The sequence below is a fragment of the Lysobacter enzymogenes genome (assembly GCF_023617245.1).
Lineage (GTDB): Bacteria > Pseudomonadota > Gammaproteobacteria > Xanthomonadales > Xanthomonadaceae > Lysobacter > Lysobacter yananisis.
The window spans coordinates 2,523,243-2,543,227 of sequence record NZ_CP067396.1; the positions used below are offsets into that span (position 1 = coordinate 2,523,243).

Consider the following 19,985-nt stretch of genomic DNA (forward strand, 5'->3'; position numbering starts at 1 on the left):
GGTTCGTGGAGGGCGAGCTTCCGAGCGGCGGCGTTACCCGTGGGTGAACGGCGTGTCGATCCGGTTCAGCACCGATTTAGAGATTCAGAAGTGAGCGCAGAGGAGTGAGGAGTGAGCAAGAGCCGCTTTCGCTCGTTCCTCACTCCTCTGCGCTCACTTCTCGCTTTCACTGATTCGGATTGAACGTGATCGGCACGATCACCGTATCCGCCGCCGGGCGGCCGCCGCGGGTGGCGGGGCGGAAGCGCCAGGCGCGCACGGCGCTCACGGCGGCGCGGTCCAGCGCGCGCACGCCGCTGCCCTGGACCACTTCGGCGTCGTCGACCTCGCCCTGTTCGTTGACCCGCACCTGCACCCGCACCGTGCCGCCTTCGCCGCGGCGCAGCGAGGCGGGCGGATACTGCGGCGCGCGATTGGCCGACAGCGGCGCGGCGGCGACGTAGGCGCCGGTCGGCGCGGCGGGAGCCGGCGCCGGTGCGCTCGGCGAGGCCTGCGGCGGAGGCGGCGGGCTGGGGTTCTCGACCAGTTGCGGGCGCTCGTCGCCGCCCGGCTGGGCCGCTTCGGGCAATTGCTGCTGCGGCGCCGGCGCCGGGGCGGCGCTGCCGTCGGCCGGCGCGGGCGCCGGCAGCGGCGCGTAGAACGGTTGCTCGCTGGTCGGCGGCGTGCCCTGCGCGCGATAGAAGCCGTCGCCGCTGCCGCGGTTGCTCTGCCAGACCCAGGCGAACAGCGCCAGCCCGATCGCGAACGCGCCGGCCACCCACAGCCAGGCCTTGCCCGAGGGCAGCCAGGCGGCGAGGTTGAGGGAACGGCGCGGTGCGGGAGAGGGCGTCGACATAGGGCGGCAGGCTCGCAAGTCCAATGCGTGATGGCGTGCATTCTGCAACGAAACGCCGCGCCGCGCCGGCCCGATCGCGCGCGCCGGCCCCGTCGACGCGCGCGCGATTCGCGAAAAAGCCCGCGCGACGCGATAATCTGCGGTTCTTCCCGCCACGCATCCCGATACCGGCACCCCATGCTCGATCCGAATCTGCTGCGCCAACAGCCCGCCGAAGTCGCCGCCCGCCTGCACGCCACCCGCGGTTTCGCCCTGGACGCGGACGCGCTGGCGTCGCTGGAGGCCGAGCGCAAGATGGTGCAGGTGCGCACCCAGGAGCTGCAGTCGCAGCGCAACAAGCTGTCCGGCGAGATCGGCAAGCGCAAGAGCAAGGGCGAGGACGTGGCCGAACTGATGGCCCAGGTGTCCGCGTCCGGCGACGAGCAAAAGCGCGGCGAGGCGCGCCTGGACGAGATCAAGGCCGAGATCGAGGCCGTCGCCCTGGCGATCCCGAACCTGCCGCACGACTCGGTGCCGCTGGGCGCCGACGAGGCCGGCAACGTCGAACAACACCGCTGGGGCGCGCCGCGCGAGTTCGATTTCGCGGTCAAGGACCACGTCGAGCTCGGCGCCCGCCACGGCTGGCTCGACGCCGAGACCGCGGCCAAGCTGTCGGGCGCGCGCTTCACCGTGCTGCGCGGCGGCCTGGCCCGGCTGCACCGCGCCCTGGCCCAGTTCATGCTGGACCTGCACGTCGAACAGCACGAGTACCAGGAAACCAGCGTGCCGCTGCTGGTCAACGCCGACTCGATGCGCGGCACCGGCCAGTTGCCCAAGTTCGAGGACGACCTGTTCGCGACCGTGGTCGGCGAGGGCGAGGCGGCGAGCAAGCGCTACCTGATCCCGACCTCGGAAGTGCCGTTGACCAACGTGGTGCGCGACGAGATCGTCGAGGACGCCGCGCTGCCGCTGCGCATGACCGCGCACTCGATGTGCTTCCGCGCCGAGGCCGGCAGCGCCGGCCGCGACACCCGCGGCATGATCCGCCAGCACCAGTTCGAGAAGGTCGAGTTGGTCGCGATCGCCCGCCCGCAGGAGAGCTACGCCGAGCACGAGCGCATGACCCGCTGCGCCGAAGTGGTGCTGGAAACCCTCGGCCTGCCGTACCGGCGCATGCTGCTGTGCACCGGCGACATGGGTTTCGCCGCGGCCAAGACCTACGACCTGGAAGTGTGGCTGCCGAGCGAGAACCGCTACCGCGAGATCTCCTCGTGCTCCAACTGCGAATCCTTCCAGGCCCGGCGCATGCAGGCGCGCTGGCGCAACCCGGCGACCGGCAAGCCCGAGCCGGTGCACACCCTCAACGGTTCCGGCGTGGCCATCGGCCGGGCCATGATCGCGGTGATGGAGAACTACCAGAACGCCGACGGCTCGATCGCCGTGCCCGAGGCGCTGCGTCGCTACATGGGCGGGATCGAGGTCCTGGCCTGAGCGCGCGGGCGCCGGGCGGACTGAGTTGAACTGAGCCGCGCGGACGCGAGCGCACGGCGCGGCGGCCGCGCGCAGCGGGCAACCACGGAGGGTTGAGGCATGGACTCGTACTTCCTGTTCATGGTCGTCGCCAAGGTCCTGCTGGCGTTGGCGCTGTGGTCGGCGCTGCAGTACGCCGCGCTCGGCCCGGCCAACCGCCGCCGCGCGCAGCCGTTGGCGAACGCGCGCTTGTTCGCGCGCGCCTTGCTCGGCGTCGGCGCCGGCGTGTTGGCCGGCGTCGCCGCGATCGCGCTGGTGTGGGGCACGGTCGCCTCGATCGGAGGCGAACTCGACGATGCGGCCTTTTTCGTGATCCTGCTGTCGCTGCCGGTCGGCGCGGTGGCGGCGATCGTGTGCGGCTTCCGGCTGGCCCGCCGCTGGGTGCTGCGCGCGCAGCCCGGCGCCGCGCCGGCGCCTGGAGAATCCGGCCCTGCCGCGCCGCCGCGCGAGGCCGGCGAAGGGTAGGTTTCTGGATCGCAGCTGGCTTCGCCGCCGCGGCCCGGATGCCCGGCACCGGCCACCACGGGCGCGGCAATAAAAAAGCCGGGCCCATCGGGGCCCGGCCAATGCCGGCGCGGGGGAGGGAGCGCCGGACTTGCGCGCGGAGGCGGCCGGCCGTCCAAGCCGGCGCCTTCCGGTTTCAGATCGCGATCAGGCCGCCAGACGCTGCGGCCGCGGAATCGAAGCGTGCGCCGCGGCGAGCGCGTCGGCACGGTGCTGGGGCGAGTAAGACACACCTTCGGCACGCACGAACTCGACATCGGTCACGCCGACGAAGCCCAGGACGTGACGCAGATAGGTCTCCTGGAAATCGCTGGGCTGGCCGCTGTGCAGACCGCCGCGGCCGCTGACGATGATCGCCTTCTTGCCCTTGGCCAGGCCTTCCGGCCCTTCGGCGGTGTAGCGGAAGGTCTTGCCGGCCACCGCGATGCGGTCGATCCACGCTTTCAGCGTCGAAGGAATGCCGAAGTTGTACATCGGCGCGCCGATCACGATCACGTCGGCTTGCAGGAATTGTTGCAGGATACGCTCGGATCGGTCGTTTTCGGCCGGATCGTCCTTCGCCAGGGAACGGCCGGTAAGATGGGGGATCGGGTCGGCGTCCAGGTCGAGGTGATCCACGACCACGCCCGGCAGATCGTCCTGCCAGCGCGCCGCAACCGCCGCGGACAGCTCGCGAGTCACGGAATTTGCGCCCAGAGCGCTTGAATCGATGTGCAAAAGCTTCATGTCGGGACCTCGTCGGGTCGTTCTATGCGGGCCTTGCCGCGTTGGAGCAAAGTCTGGATCGTTGCGATCATGGGATAAAGTTGGTTCAATATCACTCGCTGTTCTAATTTTGGAACTATCGTCATGCACGATCTGAATGACCTGTACTACTTCGCGATGGTCGTGGACCACGCCGGTTTCGCCGCCGCCGAGCGCGCGCTGGGCATTCCCAAGTCGCGCCTGAGCCGGCGCATCAGCCAACTGGAGACCGACCTCGGCGTGCGCCTGCTGCAGCGCTCGACCCGCCGCTTCGCCGTCACCGAGGTCGGCAACAGCGTGTATCGCCACGCCCAGTCGATGCTGGCCGAGGCCCAGGCCGCGCGCGAAGTGGTCGACCGGCTCAGCGCCGAACCGCGCGGGGTGATCCGGGTCAGCGTGCCGGTCGGCCTGGCCCAGCAGCAGATTCCCAAGCTGCTGCCCGAATTCCTGGCCAAGTACCCGCAGGTGCGGGTGCAGCTCAACGTCAGCAACCGTCGCGTCGACATCATCAACGAAGGCGTCGACGTGGCCCTGCGCGTGCGCTCCAAGCTCGACGACGACGGCAGCCTGGTGATGCGCAGCTTCGGCCAGATCCAGGAACTGCTGGTGGCCAGCCCGAAGTACCTCAACCGCATGGGCCGGCCGACCAACCCGGACGAACTGGCCGAGCATGTCACCCTGAGCATCAGCGAAGACGACGCGCGCCAGCGCTGGGAGCTGCACGGCCCCGACGGCGAAGTGCGCAAAGTCGAACTCAAGCCGCGGGTGATGGGCTTCGACTTCCCGATGCTGATGGCGCTGGCCGAGCAGGGCGTCGGCATCACCCTGCTGCCGGAAACCGTCTGCGCCGAAGCCGTGCGCCGCGGCGAACTGGAAGTGGTGCTGCCGAACTGGCGCCTGCCGCAGGGCATCTTCCACGCCGTGTTCGCCTCGCGCCGCGGCCTGCTGCCGGCGGTGCGGGTATTCATCGACTTCCTCGCCGAAAAAGCGCCGTCGCTGGTCGAATCCGCGCGCCTGCAGTGCAGCGACATCAAGGGCGGCCAACCGTGCCCGGACAGCGTCGCCGCGCGCGACGCCAAGGCCGGCAAGAAGACCGACAAGGGCGCTGGCGTCCCGGCCCAGGCGTGAGACAATGCCGCGCCCGGCGCAAGGCCGGGCGCGATGGCCGCTTGGTTTGGATGGCGGCCTGGCGAACCCAACGGGTTCGCGGTTCTTTTACGGAGAGATGGCCGAGTGGTTTAAGGCAGCGGTCTTGAAAACCGCCGAAGGGTTAAACCTTCCGTGGGTTCGAATCCCACTCTCTCCGCCACTTATCTTGTAATCGGCGGAAATGCTATCGCCTGCGGAAGGAAAGTGGCATCGACTCAGGACAGGTCTAGGGAATAGACTCGATCCACCAATACCATCAGCAGGAATTCAAGCATGGACGTTAGAGAGGCGCAAGCGATCATCACCGTAAGTACTACAGTTGAAAGAGGTTGCCCTTCTTGCAGCCAAAGAATCGGCGGAGAATTGGAGTTCGATGAATCGGTACGGCACTTGATTCAGCAGCATGGATATGTATTGCTGCATGTCGGCAGCCAAACGACGCATGACGGAAATGGTGGGCCTTGGCATTCAACGGTAGCGGTACTTGGCAGCGTGGATTTGCCGAAAAAAAACGCGCCTGCTGACAGCGCTAGGTTTAAATCGATGGATCCGCCGAAATCCTTTTCAGAGCTCGGCGAAGAGCTTGGTTAATTAAGGAGCATAACAATGGCATTGAAGGCTACGTATCTGGCTTTTTCCGACAAGCCGAAAGACTTTTCTGCATTCATGAACGGGCATGGAAAGGAGTTTGCTCCGGGTGTGTTCATCATTACTGGCGATCACGCGCGCGAGGTAGTGGTCGAACTGGCGAAGGCTGCGGGCGTGACTGCGTACATGATTGAAACAAGCCTAATAGATATCGAAGTTTACAAATAAAACGATATCCGTGCCGCTGGCACACACGTGGGCGCCGTTCGGCGCGTAATAGTGTAATAAATGGCTGCCGCGATGCTGATGAGCAAGGTCGCTCTGCAGTTGCGCCGTCTGTGGGCCCGGAGCGTGTCGCCTAGGCGCTGGAGCCGTCGCGCTGGGGCGAGTATTAATGCGCGCGTAGGTTTAGCCCTGGGACTGCGCCGGCAGCCACAACGAAGCCCGCAACCCACCACCCTCGCGCTGCGACAGGCTCAACCGCCCACCTAACGACTGCGCCAACTGCTGCGCAATCGCCAACCCGAGCCCCGTGCCACCAGTATCGCGATTGCGCGAAGCCTCCAGCCGATAAAACGGCTGCATCACCGCATCGAGTTCCTCGGCCGGAATCCCCGGCCCTCGGTCGAGCACTTCGATCAGGAAACCGTCGTCCACGCCGCGCGAAACCTGCACTTCGGCGGCGCCGGCGTATTTCACCGCGTTGTCGATGAGGTTGGTCGCGACGCGTCGCAGCGCGTGCGCGCGGGTCACCAGCGCGGCGTCGGCGCGGCCGCTCAGGGACACGGCTTTGCCGGTGTCCTGGTAGTCGCAGACCAGGCTGTCGAGGAAGGCGTCGAGGTCGAGTTTGATCGCGCTTTCGGCGCTGCCGTGGGCGCTGCGGGCGTAGGCGATGCCTTCGCGCACGAGGTGCTGGATCTGTTCGAGGTCTTCGAGCAGGCGGGTGCGTTCGGGCGAGTCGTCCATCGCTTCGGTGCGCAGGCGCATGCGGGTGATCGGGGTCTGCAGGTCGTGCGAGATCGCGGCGAGGATCTGCAGGCGTTCGCGCAGGTAGGCGCCGATGCGGTCCTGCATGGCGTTGAATGCGGCCGCGGCCTGGGCCACTTCGGTCGGGCCGGTTTCGCCCAGGCGCTGGCCGTCGCCGGCCGGGCTCAGCGATTGCGCGGCCTGGGCCAGCCGTTCCAGCGGCCGCGCGGCCTGGCGCACCGCCAGCCACGCGCACAGCAGCAGCAACGCCAACTGCGCGGCCAGCACGTACGGCAACCATTGCGCGATCGGCATGGTCGAGGGGATCACTTCGATCGTCAGCGGCCGGCTATCGCTGAGGGTGAGGTGGATCTGGAAGCGCTCGGGTCGGGTGTCGACGGTTTGCGCGCGCAGCGGATAGCGCGAGCCGAGCGCGCCGCCGACCATGCCGACGATGTCCTGGGCGCGCGCGCTGAGCCGCGCCTGGCCGGGTTCGCCCGGGCCGAGCAGGTAGTGGTAGGTGCGGCGCTTGAACTGCGGCAGCCACTGCGCGCGCTCGTCGGCGGGCAGGCGGTCGAGCACCGCCACCGCGGTGCGCACGTCGAGCTCGAGGTTGCCGAGCATCATCGAGGTCGCGGTGACGTAGCGCTCGTAGAACAGCAGCGAGAACGACAGCGCGTGCGCCAGCGCCAGCCCGGCGAACAGGATCAGGTACAGGCGCGAGGCCATGCTGCGCGGCAGCCAGCCGCGCGCGGGTTTGGCGGCGACGGCGGCTGGTGCGTTCATGCGTCTTCGCCGACCAGGGTGACCGCCTGCGAGAACACGTAGCCCTCGCTGCGCACGGTCTTGATGTAGCTCTGGTCGCGCGCGTCGTCCTGCAGGCGCTGGCGCAGGCGGCTGACCAGCAGGTCGATGGAGCGGTCGAAGTGCTCGGCGTCGCGGCCCTGGGTGAGGTTGAGCAACTGGTCGCGGCTGAGCACGCGCTGGGGATGGTCGAGGAACACCCGCAGCAGGCGGAACTCGGCGCCGCTGAGCGCGATGGCGGTACCGTCGCGATCGAGCAGGTGGCGCGCGGTGGTGTCCAGGCGCCAGTGGCCGAACGCGATCAGCCGCGTCGCCTCGCTGACCCGCAGGTTCGGCGGCAGCATGCGCGTGCGCCGGATCACCGCGTTGATCCGCGCCAGCAGCTCGCGCGGCGCGAACGGTTTGGCCAGGTAGTCGTCGGCGCCCATTTCCAGGCCGACGATGCGGTCGGTGGCGTCGTCGCGCGCGGTCAGCATCAGCACCGGGATCGCCTTGTGCGGGCCGGCGCGCAGGTTGCGGCACAGCACCAGGCCGTCGTCGCCGGGCAGCATCAGGTCGAGCACGATCAGGTCGACGTCCTGCGCTTCCAGCGCCGCGCGCATCTCGCGGCCGTCGGCGGCGGTGCTGGCGCGCAGGCCGTTCTTGCGCAGGTAGTCGGCGACCATGTCGCGGATGTCGCGGTCGTCGTCGACGATCAGGATGTGGTCGCTGGGTTTCATGGCCGGTCCTGGGGGCGGTGCGTGGCGATTATGCACGTCGAAGTGGGTGGAGGTGGGTGTTCGCGGCGGGCGAGGCGGGCGCGACGACGGCACTGACGCGCCTTGCCCCCGTCATTCCGGCGAAAGCGGGAATCCATTCTGTTGTCGCTTTTGCTGTATGGCGATTGCCGGGAGAAGCGAAGTCGAAATGGATTCCGGCTTTCGCCGGAACGACGGGGCGGGGCAGGTTCGACATGGGTGCTGTTCGGCAGGCGCGCGTGATCCTTCGGCGGGAACGCGGCTCAACGCTCCGCCAGCAACTCGCGGATCATCGCCTCGGTCTTGTCGTAATCGCCCTCGCCGTAGTGCTTGTAGACGATGCGTCCGTCGCGGTCGATCAGGTACATCGCCGGCCAGAAGCGGTTGCCGTAGGCGTTCCAGGTGGCGTAGTCGTTGTCTTGCGCGACCGGATAGTCGATGCCGAGGCGCTCGACCGCGGCGCGCACGTTGCCGGTGAGGTGTTCGTAGTCGTACTCGGGCGTGTGCACGCCGACCACGGCCAGGCCTTGATCGCGGTAGCGCGCATGCCACCGGTTGACGTGCGGCTGCACATGCAGGCAGTTGATGCAGGCATAGGTCCAGAATTCCACCAGCACCACCTTGCCGCGCAGTTGGCTCATGCGCAGCGGCGGGCTGTTGATCCAGCGGTGGATGCCCTGGAAATCGGGCGCCGGCGGCGCCGGCTGGCGCGCGGTGGGCTGGACGGGTTCGGCCTGGGCGCCGGGCGTGCAGGCTACCGCGCCGAGGCACAGGCTCAGGGCGAGCAGCAGGGATTTGATCGCGAACGGCGGTTGCGCAAGGACGGTGCGGGACATGGTCTGGACTCCGGATCGAAGCGGTGAGGGAACGGCTCAGGACGAACGCAACGCAGCGGGTTGCGCGCGGGCGCTCCGCTGCCGGCGCTTGTTGGCCTGCGCGAGCTTGCCGAGCGCGCGGATCGCGATCGCCGCCGTCAGCAGCGCGAACGGCAGCGCGTACGCCGGGTTCATCGGGATCCGCTTGAAGTAGGACAGGGCGAACACCGCGGCCAGCACCCACATGCCGGCGGTGTGCAGGCGCTTCCACGCGGTCGCGCTCATGCGCCGCGCGACCGGCTTGAACGAGGTGATCGTCATCGCCAGCAAGAACGCATAACCGATCGTGCCCGGCACGTTGGCCAGGCCGGTGCGGCTGGGCCAGAACTCCGGCGCCAGGCGGCCGTAGGCGTATATGAGGACGGCGTGGACCAGGTGCGAGAACGCGAAGCCCAGACCGACGTAGCGACGTTCGCGCAACAGCGCCGCGCTGGCCGTTCCCGGCAGCAGCACGGCGAAGGCCGAGGCGGTGAAGGCCAGCAGGAACAGCGCGAACGAACTGCGCGCGGTGGCGCGGACCGCGCTGTGCACGCCGTCGACCAACTCGGCCTGCGCGGCGATGGTCAGCCCGGTCATGGCGAGCACGGCGATGGCGATTACGCCGAGCAGCGGCCAGCCGCTGAAAGTGGAACGGGACCGGATCATGGACGGCTCCTGGCGATGGCGGATGAAGGCGGAACGGCTTCGGCGACGGTGCCGAGCACCACGCCCTGGTCGCGCCATTGCGCGAGCGCGGCGCGGCCTTCGGCGAACCAGGACTCGGCCGGCGCGCCGGCTTCAACGGCGAGCGCGCGCAGGTGCTCGGCGCCGCTGCGCGGCTGCGCGCGCACGGCGGCGAGCAGGCGGTACGACAGCGGCGTCAACCGGGCGAAACGCACATCGCCATCGCGGTCGCGATGCACCAGCAGCAAGGTCGGCGCGGCCGGGGCGCGACGCGGACGCAGCGCGGGGCCGATCTCGTGCACCGGCCAGCGGTAGGCCAGCGGCCACGCCCACGGCGCCAGCAGCGGCACGCCGTCGAGCAGGTCGCCGTCGGCGCGGTGCGCGGGCGCGGCGTCGTCGCAGGACAGCAGCGCGGCTTCGGCCCACTCGTAATGCGCCAGTTCGGCCAGCCACGGCGCGCCGCGCACGCGGCCGCGCGGGCGCTGCAGGAAGTCGACGAACTCGCCGCCGACCCGCGGAAACAGGGGCGTGGCGCAACGGTGCGCGGCATAGAAGCGGCGCACCAGCGCGCGCCAGTCGGCTTCGCCCAGGGTCGCGCGCACCACCGGGAAGCCGCCGGCGAGCAGGCCTTCGATCGAACCGAACAGCAGTTCGCGATAGACCCGCAGGCGGCGTTCCTCGATGCCCGGCGGCGGCGGGTAGCGGTTGGGGTCGCGCAGGTGCCGGGTCAGGGCGAACTGCTGGCGGCGCAGGCGCTCAGACATGAGCCGGCTCCGCGCGTTCGGCCGGGCGCGCCGACGCGCGCGCGGCGGCGGTTTGCAGCGAACGGATACGTTCGACTTCCGCGAGCAGCTCCGACAGCGGCGGAAAACCGAAGTCGCGTTCGAGCAGGGTCGGGCGCACGCCGAAGCGCGCGTAGGCCTCGGCCAGCAGCGCCCAGACGTCGTCGCGCACCGGCGCGCCGTGGGTGTCGATCTTGAGTCCGCCCTCGTCGTCGTAGTGGCCGGCGATGTGCATCGAGGCGATGCGCGCGGCCGGCAGCCGGGCCAGGAACGCGCGCGCGTCGTAGCCGTGGTTGTGGGCGTTGACGTAGAGGTTGTTGAGATCGAGCAGCAGATCGCAATCGGCCTCGGCCAGTACGGCGAGGACGAAGTCGACCTCGGCCAGCGCCTGGTGCGGCGCGGCGTAGTAGGAGACGTTTTCGACCGCGATGCGGCGGCCGAGCGCGTCCTGAGCCTGGCGGATGCGCGCGGCGACGTGGCGCACGGCTTCCTCGGTGAACGGGATCGGCAGCAGGTCGTAGAGGTGGCCGTCGTCGGCGCAGTAGCTCAGGTGCTCGCTGTACAGCGCGACGTCGAAGCGGTCGAGGAATCCGCGCGTGCGCCGCAGCAGTTCCAGGTCGAGCGGCGCGGTGCCGCCCAGCGACAACGACAGGCCGTGGCCGCTGAGCGGGAAGCGCGCGGCCAGTTGCGCCAGCGCGGCGCCGTTGCGGCCGCCGACGCCGATCCAGTTGTCGGGCGCGCATTCGAGGAAGTCGACGGCGCCGGCGTCCATCGCCAGCAGTTGCGGAATCAGCGCGCGGCGCAGGCCGAGGCCGGCGGCGCGCGGCGGAGCATGGGATGCGGTCATGGCGAAGCCTCGTGTGGACAAAGCGCCCCTTCCCCGGGGAGGGAAGGGGCGGTACGGCTCGGACGGCGGTCAGCGCGCGATCAGCGCTTGCCGCCGCATTTGCCCTCGCCGCACTTGCCTTCGCCGAGCGGCTTGCCGGCGGCCTTGCGCGCGGCCTTGACCGATTCCAGCGCCTCCGGCAGCGAGATCGCGCCGTCGTGGTTCTTGTCGATGGCGTCGAACTCGGCGGCGCGGTCGGGCGCGCGGGCGACGAATTCCTCGCGCGAGACCTTGCCGTCGTGGTTGGCGTCGGTCTTGGCGAAGCTTTCTTCGCCGCACTTGCCCTCGCCGCACTTGCCTTCGGCGGCCTTGGCGGCGTGGCCGGCGGAGACCAGATAGCCCTGCGCCAGCGGTTGCGACGCGAAGGCCTGGCCGGCGAGCAGCAGGCCGCCGCCGAGGGCGACGCCGAGCAGGCCGAGGGTGCGGACGGGACGGGCGGTGGTGGGGTTGCGCGACATGAGGTGACTCCTGGGAAGGTGCGGACGGACCGCGGGGAATGCGCCGGGGTAACGGCGCGGAAGCGGATGAGGGGCGCGCGGATTTCAGCCGCGCCGTGCGGCGGCGTTGCGCAATGACGGGTCGCGCCGCAACAGCGCGGCGACAGCCAGCGCCGCGGCCAGGGCGACCAGCGCGCCGCCGAACCAAGGCAGCAGCCAGGCGCTGGGCAGGCCGAAGCCGAGCGCGACCAGGGCCCAGCTGCGGCCGTCGGCGACGGCGTCGGGCGAGGCGTTGCGGAGCCAGCGCGCGATCGCGTAGTCGAGGCTCAGCCGGCCGCCGCCGCCGAGCGCGAGCGGCAGCAGCATCACCAGGTAGAGCAGCGGCAGCTTGTAGTTGCCGTGGCCCTGGTCGCTGATCGCATAGCCCTGCCACAACTCGGCCAGGCTCGACCATTGCTCGGGCCAGTGCACGGCGTAGATCGCGACCACGGTCAGCACCCACAGCGCGAACGCGGCGTAGCGCGTGCCCAGGCCGAGCAGCAGCGCGGCGCCGCCGATCAGTTCCAGCCAGGTCGCGGCGAACCAGGACGCGTCGGCGCCGAGCAGCGACAACGGCCAGGGAAACTTGTCGCCGAGTTCGGCGAACCAGTTTTCGCCGTGGAGCTTCTCAAGTCCGGATTCGATGAATTCCCAGGCCAGCACCGCGCGCAGCGCGGCCGGCGCGACCCAGGCGCCGACCGAGTCGATGCGCGAGAACAAGGGAGTGGAGGCGGGGGACGGCTGCATGATTCGCTCCTGGAAATGGCGCCCGGTGGGTGTGGCGCTATTTCGCGGCGATGCGGTATCGGCAGCGTGTCGGGGGAGGCGGGGTTTTGTCGCCTAATGTGGCGTGGGGACGGGCGGATACATTGGGATACAAATATCGCCGGCGCGGTGGCCAGGCTCTTGTAGGAGGGCCTTCAGGCCCGATGCTCTTGTTTCAGGGCGAGGCGACCTGGACGAAGAGCATCGGGCTTGAAGGCCCTCCCACAAGAACAAGTTTCAGGCGGCCGCGTCGGTGTCGCGGCCGGCCGCGCCGCGCTGGCGCGACCAGGCGAAGATCGCCTCGAACACCGGCCGCAGCCGGCGCGCGTCCTCGGTGATCTCGTATTCCACCCGCGGCGGGATTTCGGGATACACCGTTCTGCGCACCATGCCGTCGGCCTCCAGTTCGCGCAGCTGCTGGGTCAGCATGTGCTGGGTCACGCCGGGAATCGCGCGCTTGAGTTCGTTGAAGCGATGCAGGCGCCGGCTCAGCAACCACAGGATTTCCAGCTTCCATTTGCCCGCGAACGCGGAGAACGCGGCGCGGATTTCGGCGTGGCCTTCTTCGACGCGGTCGGCGTGGGCGTTGCAGGTGTCGTCAGTATGGTCGGGCATACCTAGTCCGGAAAATCATCCTTCTTGTGAGGATCACTATACGCCAATAGATTTTCCGGCAAGCGGAAAACGCCTGCGTTTGCAGGGTTTTCGCGGCCCTCTTCCTTAATCAGGCGACCTGTCCATGAACATACTGCACATCGATTCGAGCATCCTCGGGGACCAATCGGTCAGCCGCAAACTGTCGGCGGCGATCGTGTCCAAGCTGCGCGCGCTGGCGCCCGGCGCGGACGTGGTCTACCGCGATCTCAACAGCGAGCCGCTGCCGGCGCTGACCACCGCCAACGCCGCGGCGCTGGATCCGGCCGCGCCGGCCGACAACGACGAAGTGCGCGCGCTCAACGCCGCGCTGGCGCAGGTGTTGGCCGCCGACGCGATCGTCGTCGGCGCGCCGATGTACAACTTCAGCGTTCCCGCGCCGCTCAAGGCTTGGCTCGACGCGCTGGCGGTACCCGGCAAGACCTTCGGCTACGAGAACGGCGCGCCCAAGGGGCTGCTCGGCGCCAAGCGCGTGATCGTCGCTTCCAGCCGCGGCGGCGTGTACGCGCCGCAGACGCCGATGGCGGCGTTGGAGCACCACGAGAACTATCTGCGCGCGTTCTTCGGTTTCCTCGGCGTGACCCAACTGGAGTTCGTGCGCGCCGAAGGCCTGAAGATGGGGCCAGAGCAGGCCGAGCGCGCGGTCGCCGGAGCGTTGGAGCAAGTCGAGCAATTGCGCGCCGCCTGAGCGCGCGCGGCGGGCTCAGCGCCGCAGGGCCGAGCCCGCCAGCACCGCGCCGGAGCCGACCAGCAGCGCGCCGAACGCGCGGTCGATGGCGACGCGCCAGCGCAACAGCCGTGCCCGCACTGCGCCCTGCGAGAACAACAGCGCGACCAGGGCGAACCAGAGCAGGTGCGCGCCGGAGACGAACGCGCCGTAGCCGAGCTTGATCGCCAGAGGGGTGTCGGGACCGACCACCTGCAGGAACAGGCTGACCACGAACACCGTGCACTTGGGATTGAGCGCATTGGTCAGGAATCCGGCGCGCAGGGCGGCGAGGTCGCCACTGGCGACCGGCGCGTCCGGCGCCGGCGCGTCGTGCGCGCGCGAGCGCAGCATCCGCACGCCGAGCCAGATCAGATACAGCGCGCCGAGCAGCTTGAGCGCGGCGTAGAGCTGGATCGACTCGCGGATCAGCAGTCCGACCCCGAGCAGGGTGTAGCCGACGTGCACCCACACGCCCAGCGCGATTCCCAGCGCGGTCAGCGCGCCGGCGCGGCGCGAGTGCAGCAGGCTGTTGCGCGAGACCATGGCGAAGTCGGGGCCGGGGCTGATCACCGCCAGGGTGGTGATGGTGACTATGGCTAACAGTTCCTGCATGGGCGGCACGCGCGGTCCGGGTGGTTTGCGGCTAAATTAGGCGCGAGCCAGCGGAGCCGCAAACGATGAATTCTCACCATAATGGTGAGTCAGACTCACCAACTTCGCAGCCGTCGCCCGCGCGCCGCGCCTTGGCCGCGCTGCCGCCGCTGGGCGCGCTGCGCTGCTTCGAAGCGGCCGCGCGCCTGGGCAGCTTCACCCGCGCCGCGCAGGAGCTGCACCTGACCCACGGCGCGATCAGCCGGGCGGTGCGCTCGATCGAGGACGCGCTCGGCGTGGCGCTGTTCGAGCGGCGCAGCCAGCGCGTGCATCTGACCGCGGCCGGCGAGCGCCTGCGCGACGCCGCGGCCGCCGCGTTCGACCTGCTCGCGGCGACCGTGCGCGAACTGCGCGAGCCTGCGCGCAAGCCGGCGCTGGTGCTGTCGTGCGAACCCACCCTGCTGATGCGCTGGCTGATTCCGCGGCTGCCGGCGTTCCAGGCCGCGCATCCGCAAATCGCCCTGCAATGGGTCGCCGGCGGCGGCCCGGTCGGGTTCGGCGAGGTCGACCTGGCGATCCGCCGCAACGATTTTTCCTGGGGCCGCGAGGTGCACGCGCAGCATCTGTTCGACGAGCGGGTGGGGCCGGTGTGCAGTCCGGCCTATCGCGATGCGCGGGTCGATGGCGCCGGCCGCGGCGCGCGATTGAGCGAGGGCGCGGTGTTGTTGCACAGCGCCACCCGTCCTGACGCCTGGGCGCAGTGGGCGCGCGCTGCGCGGCGCCGCTTGCCGCGCGCGCCGGCGCAGACCTTCGAGCATTTCTATTTCAGCCTGCAGGCCGCGGCGGCCGGCGTCGGCGTGGCGATCGGGCCGTGGCAGTTGGTGCGCGACGATGTCGATGCCGGGGTGTTGGCGGCGCCGTTCGGCTTCGTCGCCGACGGCAGCGCGTATTTCCTGCTGTCGCCGGCGCCGGCGCGCGCCGGCACGCCGGCGGCGCTGCTGGCGGCGTGGTTGCGCGCGCAGGCCTGAGCGTCGCCGCGGCGCGGCCGCCGCGAACGGCGACCGCGTGCGGCCGCGCATCAACCGCTGCGTACCGCAGCCAGCGCGCGGTTGCGGCGTTCGACGTAAGCGCGCAGCAGCGCGTCGTCGAGCGGCGGACAGCGTTGCGCGCCGATGCGTTCGCTGACCGCGTTGCCGATCGTCGCCTCGCCGAAGGCATCGGCGAGGCCGGGTTCGTCGGCGAGCTCGGCCGGCAGGATCGCGGCGACATCGGCGCTGGCCGGATCGGCCGCGCACAGCGCGCGCCAGTCGCGGTAGCCCAGGCGCCGTACCGGCGCGCCGGCGCTGGCGGCGATGGCGTCGGTCAGCCGCCGCAGCGGGAACGACTGCGGATGGATCAGGTTGTGGCTGCGTCCGTCGGCATCGGTACGCAACGACAGTTCGACGATGAACGCGCTCATCCAGTCCACCGGCAGCCAGTTCAGCGTTTCCTCCAGTTCCGGCACGCAGCGATGGCGCAGGCAGGCGTCGACGAACAGGCTCCAGGTGTCGCGGTCGTTGCTGGCCGCGCTGCGGCTGTCGCCGCTGATGTGGGTCGGGCGATACACCGCGAACGGCAGCCCGTGCGCACCGGCCGCGCGCAGCGACTGCTCGGCCACCCATTTGCTCTGCGCGTAACCGGTGAGGAGTCCCTGCCAGCGCGCGAACACGGTTTCCTCGTCGAGGCGGCCGGCGACGGCGGGATCGCGCGGCGGCAGGGTGGCGACGGTGGAGACGTAATGCACGCGGCTCGGCGCGCCGCGTGCTGCCAGGCGCAGGATTTCGATGGTGCCGAGCACGTTCGCCGGCTTGAGCGTGCGGTACGGATGCAGCGAGTGGACCCAGGCGCCGTTGTGGTAGATCGCGTCCAGGCGCTCGCCGAGCGCGTCGAAGCGCGCCGCGGTCAGACCGAGCGCGGGCGCGGCGAGGTCGCCGGGTTCGATCTCGACGCGCTCGAGGTCGCAGTCGCGCTCGATCCCGTACGCGGCGAGCGCAGCGCGCAGGCGCGCGCGGCCTTGGTCGGCGCCGTCGCAACGCAACAGGCAGTGCACGCGCGCGGGCGTGCGCCGCAGCAGCTCGCGCAGCAGGTAGGCGCCGAGGAAGCCGTTGGCGCCGGTCAGCAGCACGCGTTGCGGCGCCGCCGTCGCGCGGTCGCGCGCGGCGCGGCGCGCCGGGTCGAGCGACGCGGCGCGCAAGGTCGCCGACACGTCGTCGGGCAGGCGCGCTTCGGCGGGCAGGTCGAGCGCGGCCGGCACGGCAGCCGCTGCGGCCGGCGCCAGCAGCGCGGCCATCTCGCTCAGCAGCGGGCGCGCGAACACTTCGCGCACCGGCACCGCTGCGCCCGCGCGCCGGCCCAGTCGTGCGGCCAGCCGCGCGGCCAGCAGCGAATGACCGCCCAGTTCGAAGAAATGATCGTCGCGGCCGATCGTTTGCGGGTCCGGCAGGCCGAGCAGGTCGCGCCAGATCGCGGCCAGTTCGCTCTCGGCGCCGGGCCGCGGCGGAGCGTCGCTGCGCCGGGCCAGGTCGCTGCCGTCCGGCGCCGGCAACGCGTCGCGGTCGAGCTTGCCGTTCGGCGTCAGCGGCAGGCGCGGCAGCGCGACGAAGGCCGACGGCCGCAGGTAGTCGGGCAGGGTGGCGGCCGCGGCGGCGCGCAACTCGGCGGCGAGTTGCGCGTGCGGCCGCGTCGGATCGGCGGCGACCACGTAGGCGACCAGGCGGGTTTCGCCGGGACGGTCCTCGCGCGCGATCACCGCGACTTCGGCCACGCCCGGGTGCGCGGCCAGGCGCGCCTCGATTTCGCCGGGCTCGACCCGGAAGCCGCGGATCTTGATCTGGCGGTCGTTGCGGCCGAGGAACAGCAGCCGGCCGTCGGCCTGATAGCGGGCGAGATCGCCGGTGCGATACATACGCGGCGGCGTGCCGTCGCCGTCGCCGTCGGCGGGCGCGGCGAAAGGATCGGCGAGGAAGCGTTCGGCGCTGAGCCGGGGTTGGTTGCGATAGCCGTGCGCGACCGCGGCGCCGCCGACGTAGAGTTCGCCCGCCGCGCCCAGCGGCACCGGCCGGCGCTGCGGATCGAGCAGGTACACGCGGGCGCCGTCGATGGGATGGCCGATCGGCGCCAGTTCCGGCCACGACTGCGGCGGCCCGTCCAAGGTCAGCGCGGTGGCGACATGGGTTTCGCTGGGGCCGTAGTGGTTGTGCAGGCGGCAGCGCGGCAGCCGTTCGAACATGCGCCGGATCTGCGGAGTGATGCGCAGCGCCTCGCCGGCCACGGCGACCTCGCGCAGATGCCGGTCGAGCGCGCGCGCCTGCGCCGGGTCGCAGCCGGCGACGGTTTCGGCCAGCCCTTGCAGGGCGATGTAGGGCAGGTGCAGGCGCTGCACGCGGTGTTCGCACAGGTGCGCGAGCAGGGCCGGGAAGTCGAAGCGCAGCAGCGCGTCGACCAGCACCAGGGTGCCGCCCTGGCCGAGACAGCCGAAGATTTCCTGGAACGCCACGTCGAAACCGAGCGCGGCGTATTGCAGGGTGGTCTGCGCGGCGGGCAGGGCGCGCGCCTGCCAGTGCAGCAGGTTGAGCAGCGGGCGGTGCGGCATCAGCACGCCCTTGGGCGCGCCGGTCGAGCCGGAGGTGTAGATCAGATAGGCCGGGGCGTCGGGATCGTCGCGGTCGAGATCATCGCTGTCGACATCGTCGATGGCGACGGCGTCCGCCGGCGCGGAACCATCGTCCGGATCGAGCGTCGGCGGCAGGGTCGCGCCGCAATCGGCCAGCGCGGCGCGGCCGGCGGCGTCGGCGAGCAGCACCGCCGCGTCGGCGTCGTCGAGGATCTGGCCCAGCCGTGCCGTCGGGTAGTCCGCGTCCAGCGGCAGGTAGGCGCCTCCGGCCTTGAGCGTGGCCAGCATCGCCACCACCGGGCCGATGCCGCGTTGCAGGCACAGCGCCACGATGCCACCGCAGCGCAGGCCCGCCGCGCGCAGCCGCGCGGCCAGCCGGTCCGCGGCGCGGTCGAGTTCGTCGTAGCGCCAGCGGCGTTCGCCGTGCGCGACCGCGATCGCGTCCGGCGTCGCCCGCGCCTGCCGCTCGAACGCGCGGTGCGCGGCTTCGCGCGGCGGCCGCGGCGCGGCGTTCGCGTGGAAGCCGCGCAGCTGCAACTCGCGTTCGTCCGCATCGACCAGTTCGACCTCGCCCGGCGCGCGCGCGGCGTCGGCGATCATCGCCTGCAGCATCGCCCGCAGATAGCCGACCTGGCGCAGCATCGTGGCCTGGTCGAACAGCGCGGTGCTGTAGTACAAGGTCCCGCCGATGCAGTCGGCGTCTTCGTGCAGGTGCAGTTCCAGGTCGAACTTGAGCGTGTCGGTGTGCAGGCGCGGCGGATCGGCGCGCAGGCCGGCGAACTCGAACGCCGGCGGCGCATTGCTCTGCCAGGCCAGCAGCGCCTGGAACAGCGGCGTGGCGTCGAGCCGGCGCTGCGGTTGCAGTCGTTCGACCACACGCTCGAACGGCAACTCCTGGCGGTCCTGCGCTTCCAGCGCGGCGTCGCGCGCGCGTTCGAGCAGCCCGCCCAGGCTGGTCGCGCCGGCCACGTCGATGCGCAGCGCCAGGGTGTTGACGAAGAAGCCGATCAGCGGCTGCAGCAAGGCATGGCCGCGGTTGGCGGCGGGCGTGCCGACCACCACCTCGTCCTGGCCCGACAGCCGCGTCAACACCGCCGCCCAGGCCGCCAGCACGGTCATGAAGACGCTGGCGCCGTGGCCGCGGGCGATGCGCTTGAGCGCGGCGGTGGCGTGCGCGTCCAGCCGAACCGGCACGGTCGCGGCGGCGAAGGACTGCTGCGGCGGACGCGGCCGGTCGCTCGGCAGTTCCAGCCGCGGCGGCGCGCCGCGCAGGCGCTGTTGCCAATAGTCGGCCTGCGCGCGCAGACGCGCGCCGTCGCACAGGCGGTTTTGCCAGGCGGCGTAGTCGGGGTATTGCAGCGCCAGCGGCGGCAGTGCATCGGCATGATCGGTGTGGGCGGCGGCGAAGGCGCGGCCGGAGAACGCGTTGTAAAGCGCGCTGAGCTCGCGCGCCAGCACGTCCAACGACCAGCCGTCGCAGACGATGTGGTGCTGGGTCAGCAGCAGTTCGTAGTCGTCTTCGGCCAGATGCAGCAAGCGCGCGCGTATCAGCGGGCCGGCGGCGAGGTCGAACGGCGCGTGCAGTTCCTCGGCCGCGAGCGCGGCGCGCGCGGCCTCGCGGTCGCCGGCGTCGCGCAGGTCGTGCTCGCGCAACGGCAGGCCGTGCGACGCCGGCAGCAGGCGCGCGCAGGGCTCGCCCTCGCGCGCGGGAAACACGCTGCGCAAGGCCTCATGGCGGGCGAACAGCGCGTCGAGCGCGCGCGCGAGCGCGGCGCGGTCGAGCGCACCGCGCAGGCGTACCGCCAGCGGTACGTGATAGGTCGCGCTGACGCCTTCCAACTGGGCCAGGAACCACAGCCGTTGCTGAGCCGGCGACAGCGGCAGGTCGGCGCCGGGCGCGTGCGCGCGCGGCGCCAGCGGCGGTTCGTCGCCGGCGGCCGGCTCGCCCGCGGCCAGGCCGAGTTCGCGGCGCAGGCCGCGCAGGCGCGCGGTTTCGGCCGGGTCGAGCCGGCCGAGCAGGGACTTGATCGGGTTCATCGCGGCGCTCCGGTTCGATTCCGTCAGGCGGTCGTGCTGTTCATGGGCGGTGGTCATCG

21 protein-coding genes and 1 tRNA gene are annotated in these 19,985 nt (G+C 70.8%); 9 read left to right on the top strand and 13 right to left on the bottom strand.

Annotated elements, in window-relative coordinates; all coding sequences use genetic code 11:
- Positions 1-166 precede the first annotated feature (166 nt).
- Entirely contained in the window at positions 167-835 is a 669-nt protein-coding gene (locus tag JHW41_RS10630) for an energy transducer TonB (RefSeq protein WP_250449871.1), read from the bottom strand.
- A 177-nt stretch (positions 836-1,012) separates the two neighbouring features.
- On the opposite strand from JHW41_RS10630, the gene serS reads away from it, so the two are divergent.
- Both serS and JHW41_RS10640 read left to right on the top strand, forming a co-directional pair.
- Complete coding sequence (gene serS, locus JHW41_RS10635) at positions 1,013-2,305, top strand: serine--tRNA ligase (RefSeq protein ID WP_250449872.1); 1,293 nt, start codon at positions 1,013-1,015, stop codon at positions 2,303-2,305.
- Between the two features lie 99 nt (positions 2,306-2,404).
- Positions 2,405-2,809 (top strand): hypothetical protein, encoded by a 405-nt coding sequence (locus tag JHW41_RS10640; RefSeq protein ID WP_250449873.1) that lies wholly within the window; start codon positions 2,405-2,407, stop codon positions 2,807-2,809.
- Positions 2,810-2,995: 186 nt separating this feature from the next.
- Here the strand turns inward: JHW41_RS10640 and JHW41_RS10645 are convergent, their stop codons facing one another.
- Positions 2,996-3,574 (bottom strand): FMN-dependent NADH-azoreductase, encoded by a 579-nt coding sequence (locus JHW41_RS10645; protein WP_057947951.1) that lies wholly within the window; start codon positions 3,572-3,574, stop codon positions 2,996-2,998.
- 123 nt (positions 3,575-3,697) lie between these two features.
- Here JHW41_RS10645 and JHW41_RS10650 point away from each other — a divergent pair, with 123 nt between their 5' ends.
- The 4 genes from JHW41_RS10650 to JHW41_RS10665 all read left to right on the top strand — a co-directional run bounded on the left by JHW41_RS10650 (position 3,698) and on the right by JHW41_RS10665 (position 5,557).
- Positions 3,698-4,720, top strand: coding sequence for a LysR family transcriptional regulator (locus tag JHW41_RS10650; protein ID WP_343226607.1), 1,023 nt, complete (start codon positions 3,698-3,700; stop codon positions 4,718-4,720).
- Between the two features lie 91 nt (positions 4,721-4,811).
- Positions 4,812-4,901, top strand: a tRNA-Ser gene (locus JHW41_RS10655).
- Between the two features lie 113 nt (positions 4,902-5,014).
- Positions 5,015-5,332, top strand: coding sequence for a hypothetical protein (locus JHW41_RS10660; protein WP_250449874.1), 318 nt, complete (start codon positions 5,015-5,017; stop codon positions 5,330-5,332).
- Between the two features lie 15 nt (positions 5,333-5,347).
- Positions 5,348-5,557: a hypothetical protein gene (locus JHW41_RS10665; RefSeq protein ID WP_250449875.1), complete on the top strand. Its 210-nt coding sequence runs from the start codon at positions 5,348-5,350 to the stop codon at positions 5,555-5,557.
- Positions 5,558-5,737: 180 nt separating this feature from the next.
- Here the strand turns inward: JHW41_RS10665 and JHW41_RS10670 are convergent, their stop codons facing one another.
- The 8 genes from JHW41_RS10670 to JHW41_RS10705 form a co-directional block, all read right to left on the bottom strand.
- On the bottom strand, positions 5,738-7,081 hold the full coding sequence (locus JHW41_RS10670; RefSeq protein ID WP_250449876.1) for a sensor histidine kinase: 1,344 nt from the start codon (positions 7,079-7,081) through the stop codon (positions 5,738-5,740).
- Entirely contained in the window at positions 7,078-7,818 is a 741-nt protein-coding gene (locus JHW41_RS10675) for a response regulator (RefSeq protein WP_250449877.1), read from the bottom strand. The genes JHW41_RS10670 and JHW41_RS10675 overlap by 4 nt, the downstream gene beginning before the upstream one ends.
- A gap of 281 nt (positions 7,819-8,099) precedes the next feature.
- The gene (locus JHW41_RS10680; RefSeq protein ID WP_250449878.1) at positions 8,100-8,672 is read right to left on the bottom strand and encodes a thioredoxin family protein; all 573 of its coding nucleotides are present in this window, start codon (positions 8,670-8,672) and stop codon (positions 8,100-8,102) included.
- 36 nt (positions 8,673-8,708) lie between these two features.
- A complete protein-coding gene (locus tag JHW41_RS10685; RefSeq protein ID WP_250449879.1) occupies positions 8,709-9,356 on the bottom strand; it encodes a ferric reductase-like transmembrane domain-containing protein in 648 nt (215 codons plus the stop codon).
- Positions 9,353-10,138, bottom strand: a complete 786-nt coding sequence (locus JHW41_RS10690) for an HvfC family RiPP maturation protein (protein WP_250449880.1) — start codon at positions 10,136-10,138, stop codon at positions 9,353-9,355. The genes JHW41_RS10685 and JHW41_RS10690 overlap by 4 nt, the downstream gene beginning before the upstream one ends.
- Complete coding sequence (locus tag JHW41_RS10695) at positions 10,131-11,003, bottom strand: HvfB family MNIO-type RiPP peptide maturase (RefSeq protein ID WP_250449881.1); 873 nt, start codon at positions 11,001-11,003, stop codon at positions 10,131-10,133. Before JHW41_RS10695 ends, JHW41_RS10690 begins: the two co-directional genes overlap by 8 nt.
- Positions 11,004-11,083: 80 nt before the next feature.
- A complete protein-coding gene (locus JHW41_RS10700; protein WP_250449882.1) occupies positions 11,084-11,500 on the bottom strand; it encodes an EF-hand domain-containing protein in 417 nt (138 codons plus the stop codon).
- An 84-nt stretch (positions 11,501-11,584) separates the two neighbouring features.
- Positions 11,585-12,265, bottom strand: coding sequence for an HvfX family Cu-binding RiPP maturation protein (locus JHW41_RS10705; RefSeq protein WP_250449883.1), 681 nt, complete (start codon positions 12,263-12,265; stop codon positions 11,585-11,587).
- Between the two features lie 50 nt (positions 12,266-12,315).
- Between JHW41_RS10705 and JHW41_RS26835 the strand changes: the two genes are divergently transcribed.
- A complete protein-coding gene (locus JHW41_RS26835; protein ID WP_428995534.1) occupies positions 12,316-12,621 on the top strand; it encodes a DUF6053 domain-containing protein in 306 nt (101 codons plus the stop codon).
- On the opposite strand, the gene JHW41_RS10710 is transcribed toward JHW41_RS26835, so the two are convergent.
- A complete protein-coding gene (locus JHW41_RS10710) occupies positions 12,521-12,898 on the bottom strand; it encodes a winged helix-turn-helix transcriptional regulator (protein ID WP_057947943.1) in 378 nt (125 codons plus the stop codon). The genes JHW41_RS26835 and JHW41_RS10710 overlap by 101 nt on opposite strands.
- 124 nt (positions 12,899-13,022) lie before the next feature.
- Between JHW41_RS10710 and JHW41_RS10715 the strand changes: the two genes are divergently transcribed.
- Complete coding sequence (locus tag JHW41_RS10715) at positions 13,023-13,625, top strand: FMN-dependent NADH-azoreductase (RefSeq protein ID WP_250449884.1); 603 nt, start codon at positions 13,023-13,025, stop codon at positions 13,623-13,625.
- A gap of 15 nt (positions 13,626-13,640) precedes the next feature.
- Here JHW41_RS10715 and JHW41_RS10720 read toward each other — a convergent pair whose 3' ends face one another.
- Complete coding sequence (locus tag JHW41_RS10720; protein WP_250449885.1) at positions 13,641-14,258, bottom strand: LysE family transporter; 618 nt, start codon at positions 14,256-14,258, stop codon at positions 13,641-13,643.
- A 65-nt stretch (positions 14,259-14,323) separates the two neighbouring features.
- Here JHW41_RS10720 and JHW41_RS10725 point away from each other — a divergent pair, with 65 nt between their 5' ends.
- Complete coding sequence (locus JHW41_RS10725; protein ID WP_250449886.1) at positions 14,324-15,265, top strand: LysR family transcriptional regulator; 942 nt, start codon at positions 14,324-14,326, stop codon at positions 15,263-15,265.
- A gap of 50 nt (positions 15,266-15,315) precedes the next feature.
- On the opposite strand, the gene JHW41_RS10730 is transcribed toward JHW41_RS10725, so the two are convergent.
- Positions 15,316-19,983 carry a non-ribosomal peptide synthetase gene (locus JHW41_RS10730; protein WP_250449887.1) on the bottom strand — a complete coding sequence of 1,556 codons (4,668 nt, stop codon included), beginning with the start codon at positions 19,981-19,983 and terminating at the stop codon, positions 15,316-15,318.
- Positions 19,984-19,985: the final 2 nt, after the last annotated feature.

Excerpts from the sequence above, each read along its gene's own strand:
- JHW41_RS10685 (WP_250449879.1), bottom strand. The coding sequence starts at position 9,356 with ATGATCCGGTCCCGTTCCACTTTCAGCGGCTGGCCGCTGCTCGGCGTA.
- JHW41_RS10670 (WP_250449876.1), bottom strand. The coding sequence starts at position 7,081 with ATGAACGCACCAGCCGCCGTCGCCGCCAAACCCGCGCGCGGCTGGCTG.
- JHW41_RS10725 (WP_250449886.1), top strand. The coding sequence starts at position 14,324 with ATGAATTCTCACCATAATGGTGAGTCAGACTCACCAACTTCGCAGCCG.
- JHW41_RS10675 (WP_250449877.1), bottom strand. The coding sequence starts at position 7,818 with ATGAAACCCAGCGACCACATCCTGATCGTCGACGACGACCGCGACATC.
- JHW41_RS10640 (WP_250449873.1), top strand. The coding sequence starts at position 2,405 with ATGGACTCGTACTTCCTGTTCATGGTCGTCGCCAAGGTCCTGCTGGCG.
- JHW41_RS10690 (WP_250449880.1), bottom strand. The coding sequence starts at position 10,138 with ATGTCTGAGCGCCTGCGCCGCCAGCAGTTCGCCCTGACCCGGCACCTG.
- JHW41_RS10695 (WP_250449881.1), bottom strand. The coding sequence starts at position 11,003 with ATGACCGCATCCCATGCTCCGCCGCGCGCCGCCGGCCTCGGCCTGCGC.
- JHW41_RS10680 (WP_250449878.1), bottom strand. The coding sequence starts at position 8,672 with ATGTCCCGCACCGTCCTTGCGCAACCGCCGTTCGCGATCAAATCCCTG.
- JHW41_RS10645 (WP_057947951.1), bottom strand. The coding sequence starts at position 3,574 with ATGAAGCTTTTGCACATCGATTCAAGCGCTCTGGGCGCAAATTCCGTG.
- JHW41_RS26835 (WP_428995534.1), top strand. The coding sequence starts at position 12,316 with ATGCGGTATCGGCAGCGTGTCGGGGGAGGCGGGGTTTTGTCGCCTAAT.
- JHW41_RS10720 (WP_250449885.1), bottom strand. The coding sequence starts at position 14,258 with ATGCAGGAACTGTTAGCCATAGTCACCATCACCACCCTGGCGGTGATC.
- JHW41_RS10705 (WP_250449883.1), bottom strand. The coding sequence starts at position 12,265 with ATGCAGCCGTCCCCCGCCTCCACTCCCTTGTTCTCGCGCATCGACTCG.
- serS (WP_250449872.1), top strand. The coding sequence starts at position 1,013 with ATGCTCGATCCGAATCTGCTGCGCCAACAGCCCGCCGAAGTCGCCGCC.
- JHW41_RS10650 (WP_343226607.1), top strand. The coding sequence starts at position 3,698 with ATGCACGATCTGAATGACCTGTACTACTTCGCGATGGTCGTGGACCAC.
- JHW41_RS10710 (WP_057947943.1), bottom strand. The coding sequence starts at position 12,898 with ATGCCCGACCATACTGACGACACCTGCAACGCCCACGCCGACCGCGTC.
- JHW41_RS10630 (WP_250449871.1), bottom strand. The coding sequence starts at position 835 with ATGTCGACGCCCTCTCCCGCACCGCGCCGTTCCCTCAACCTCGCCGCC.
- JHW41_RS10665 (WP_250449875.1), top strand. The coding sequence starts at position 5,348 with ATGGCATTGAAGGCTACGTATCTGGCTTTTTCCGACAAGCCGAAAGAC.
- JHW41_RS10660 (WP_250449874.1), top strand. The coding sequence starts at position 5,015 with ATGGACGTTAGAGAGGCGCAAGCGATCATCACCGTAAGTACTACAGTT.
- JHW41_RS10730 (WP_250449887.1), bottom strand. The coding sequence starts at position 19,983 with ATGACCACCGCCCATGAACAGCACGACCGCCTGACGGAATCGAACCGG.
- JHW41_RS10700 (WP_250449882.1), bottom strand. The coding sequence starts at position 11,500 with ATGTCGCGCAACCCCACCACCGCCCGTCCCGTCCGCACCCTCGGCCTG.
- JHW41_RS10715 (WP_250449884.1), top strand. The coding sequence starts at position 13,023 with ATGAACATACTGCACATCGATTCGAGCATCCTCGGGGACCAATCGGTC.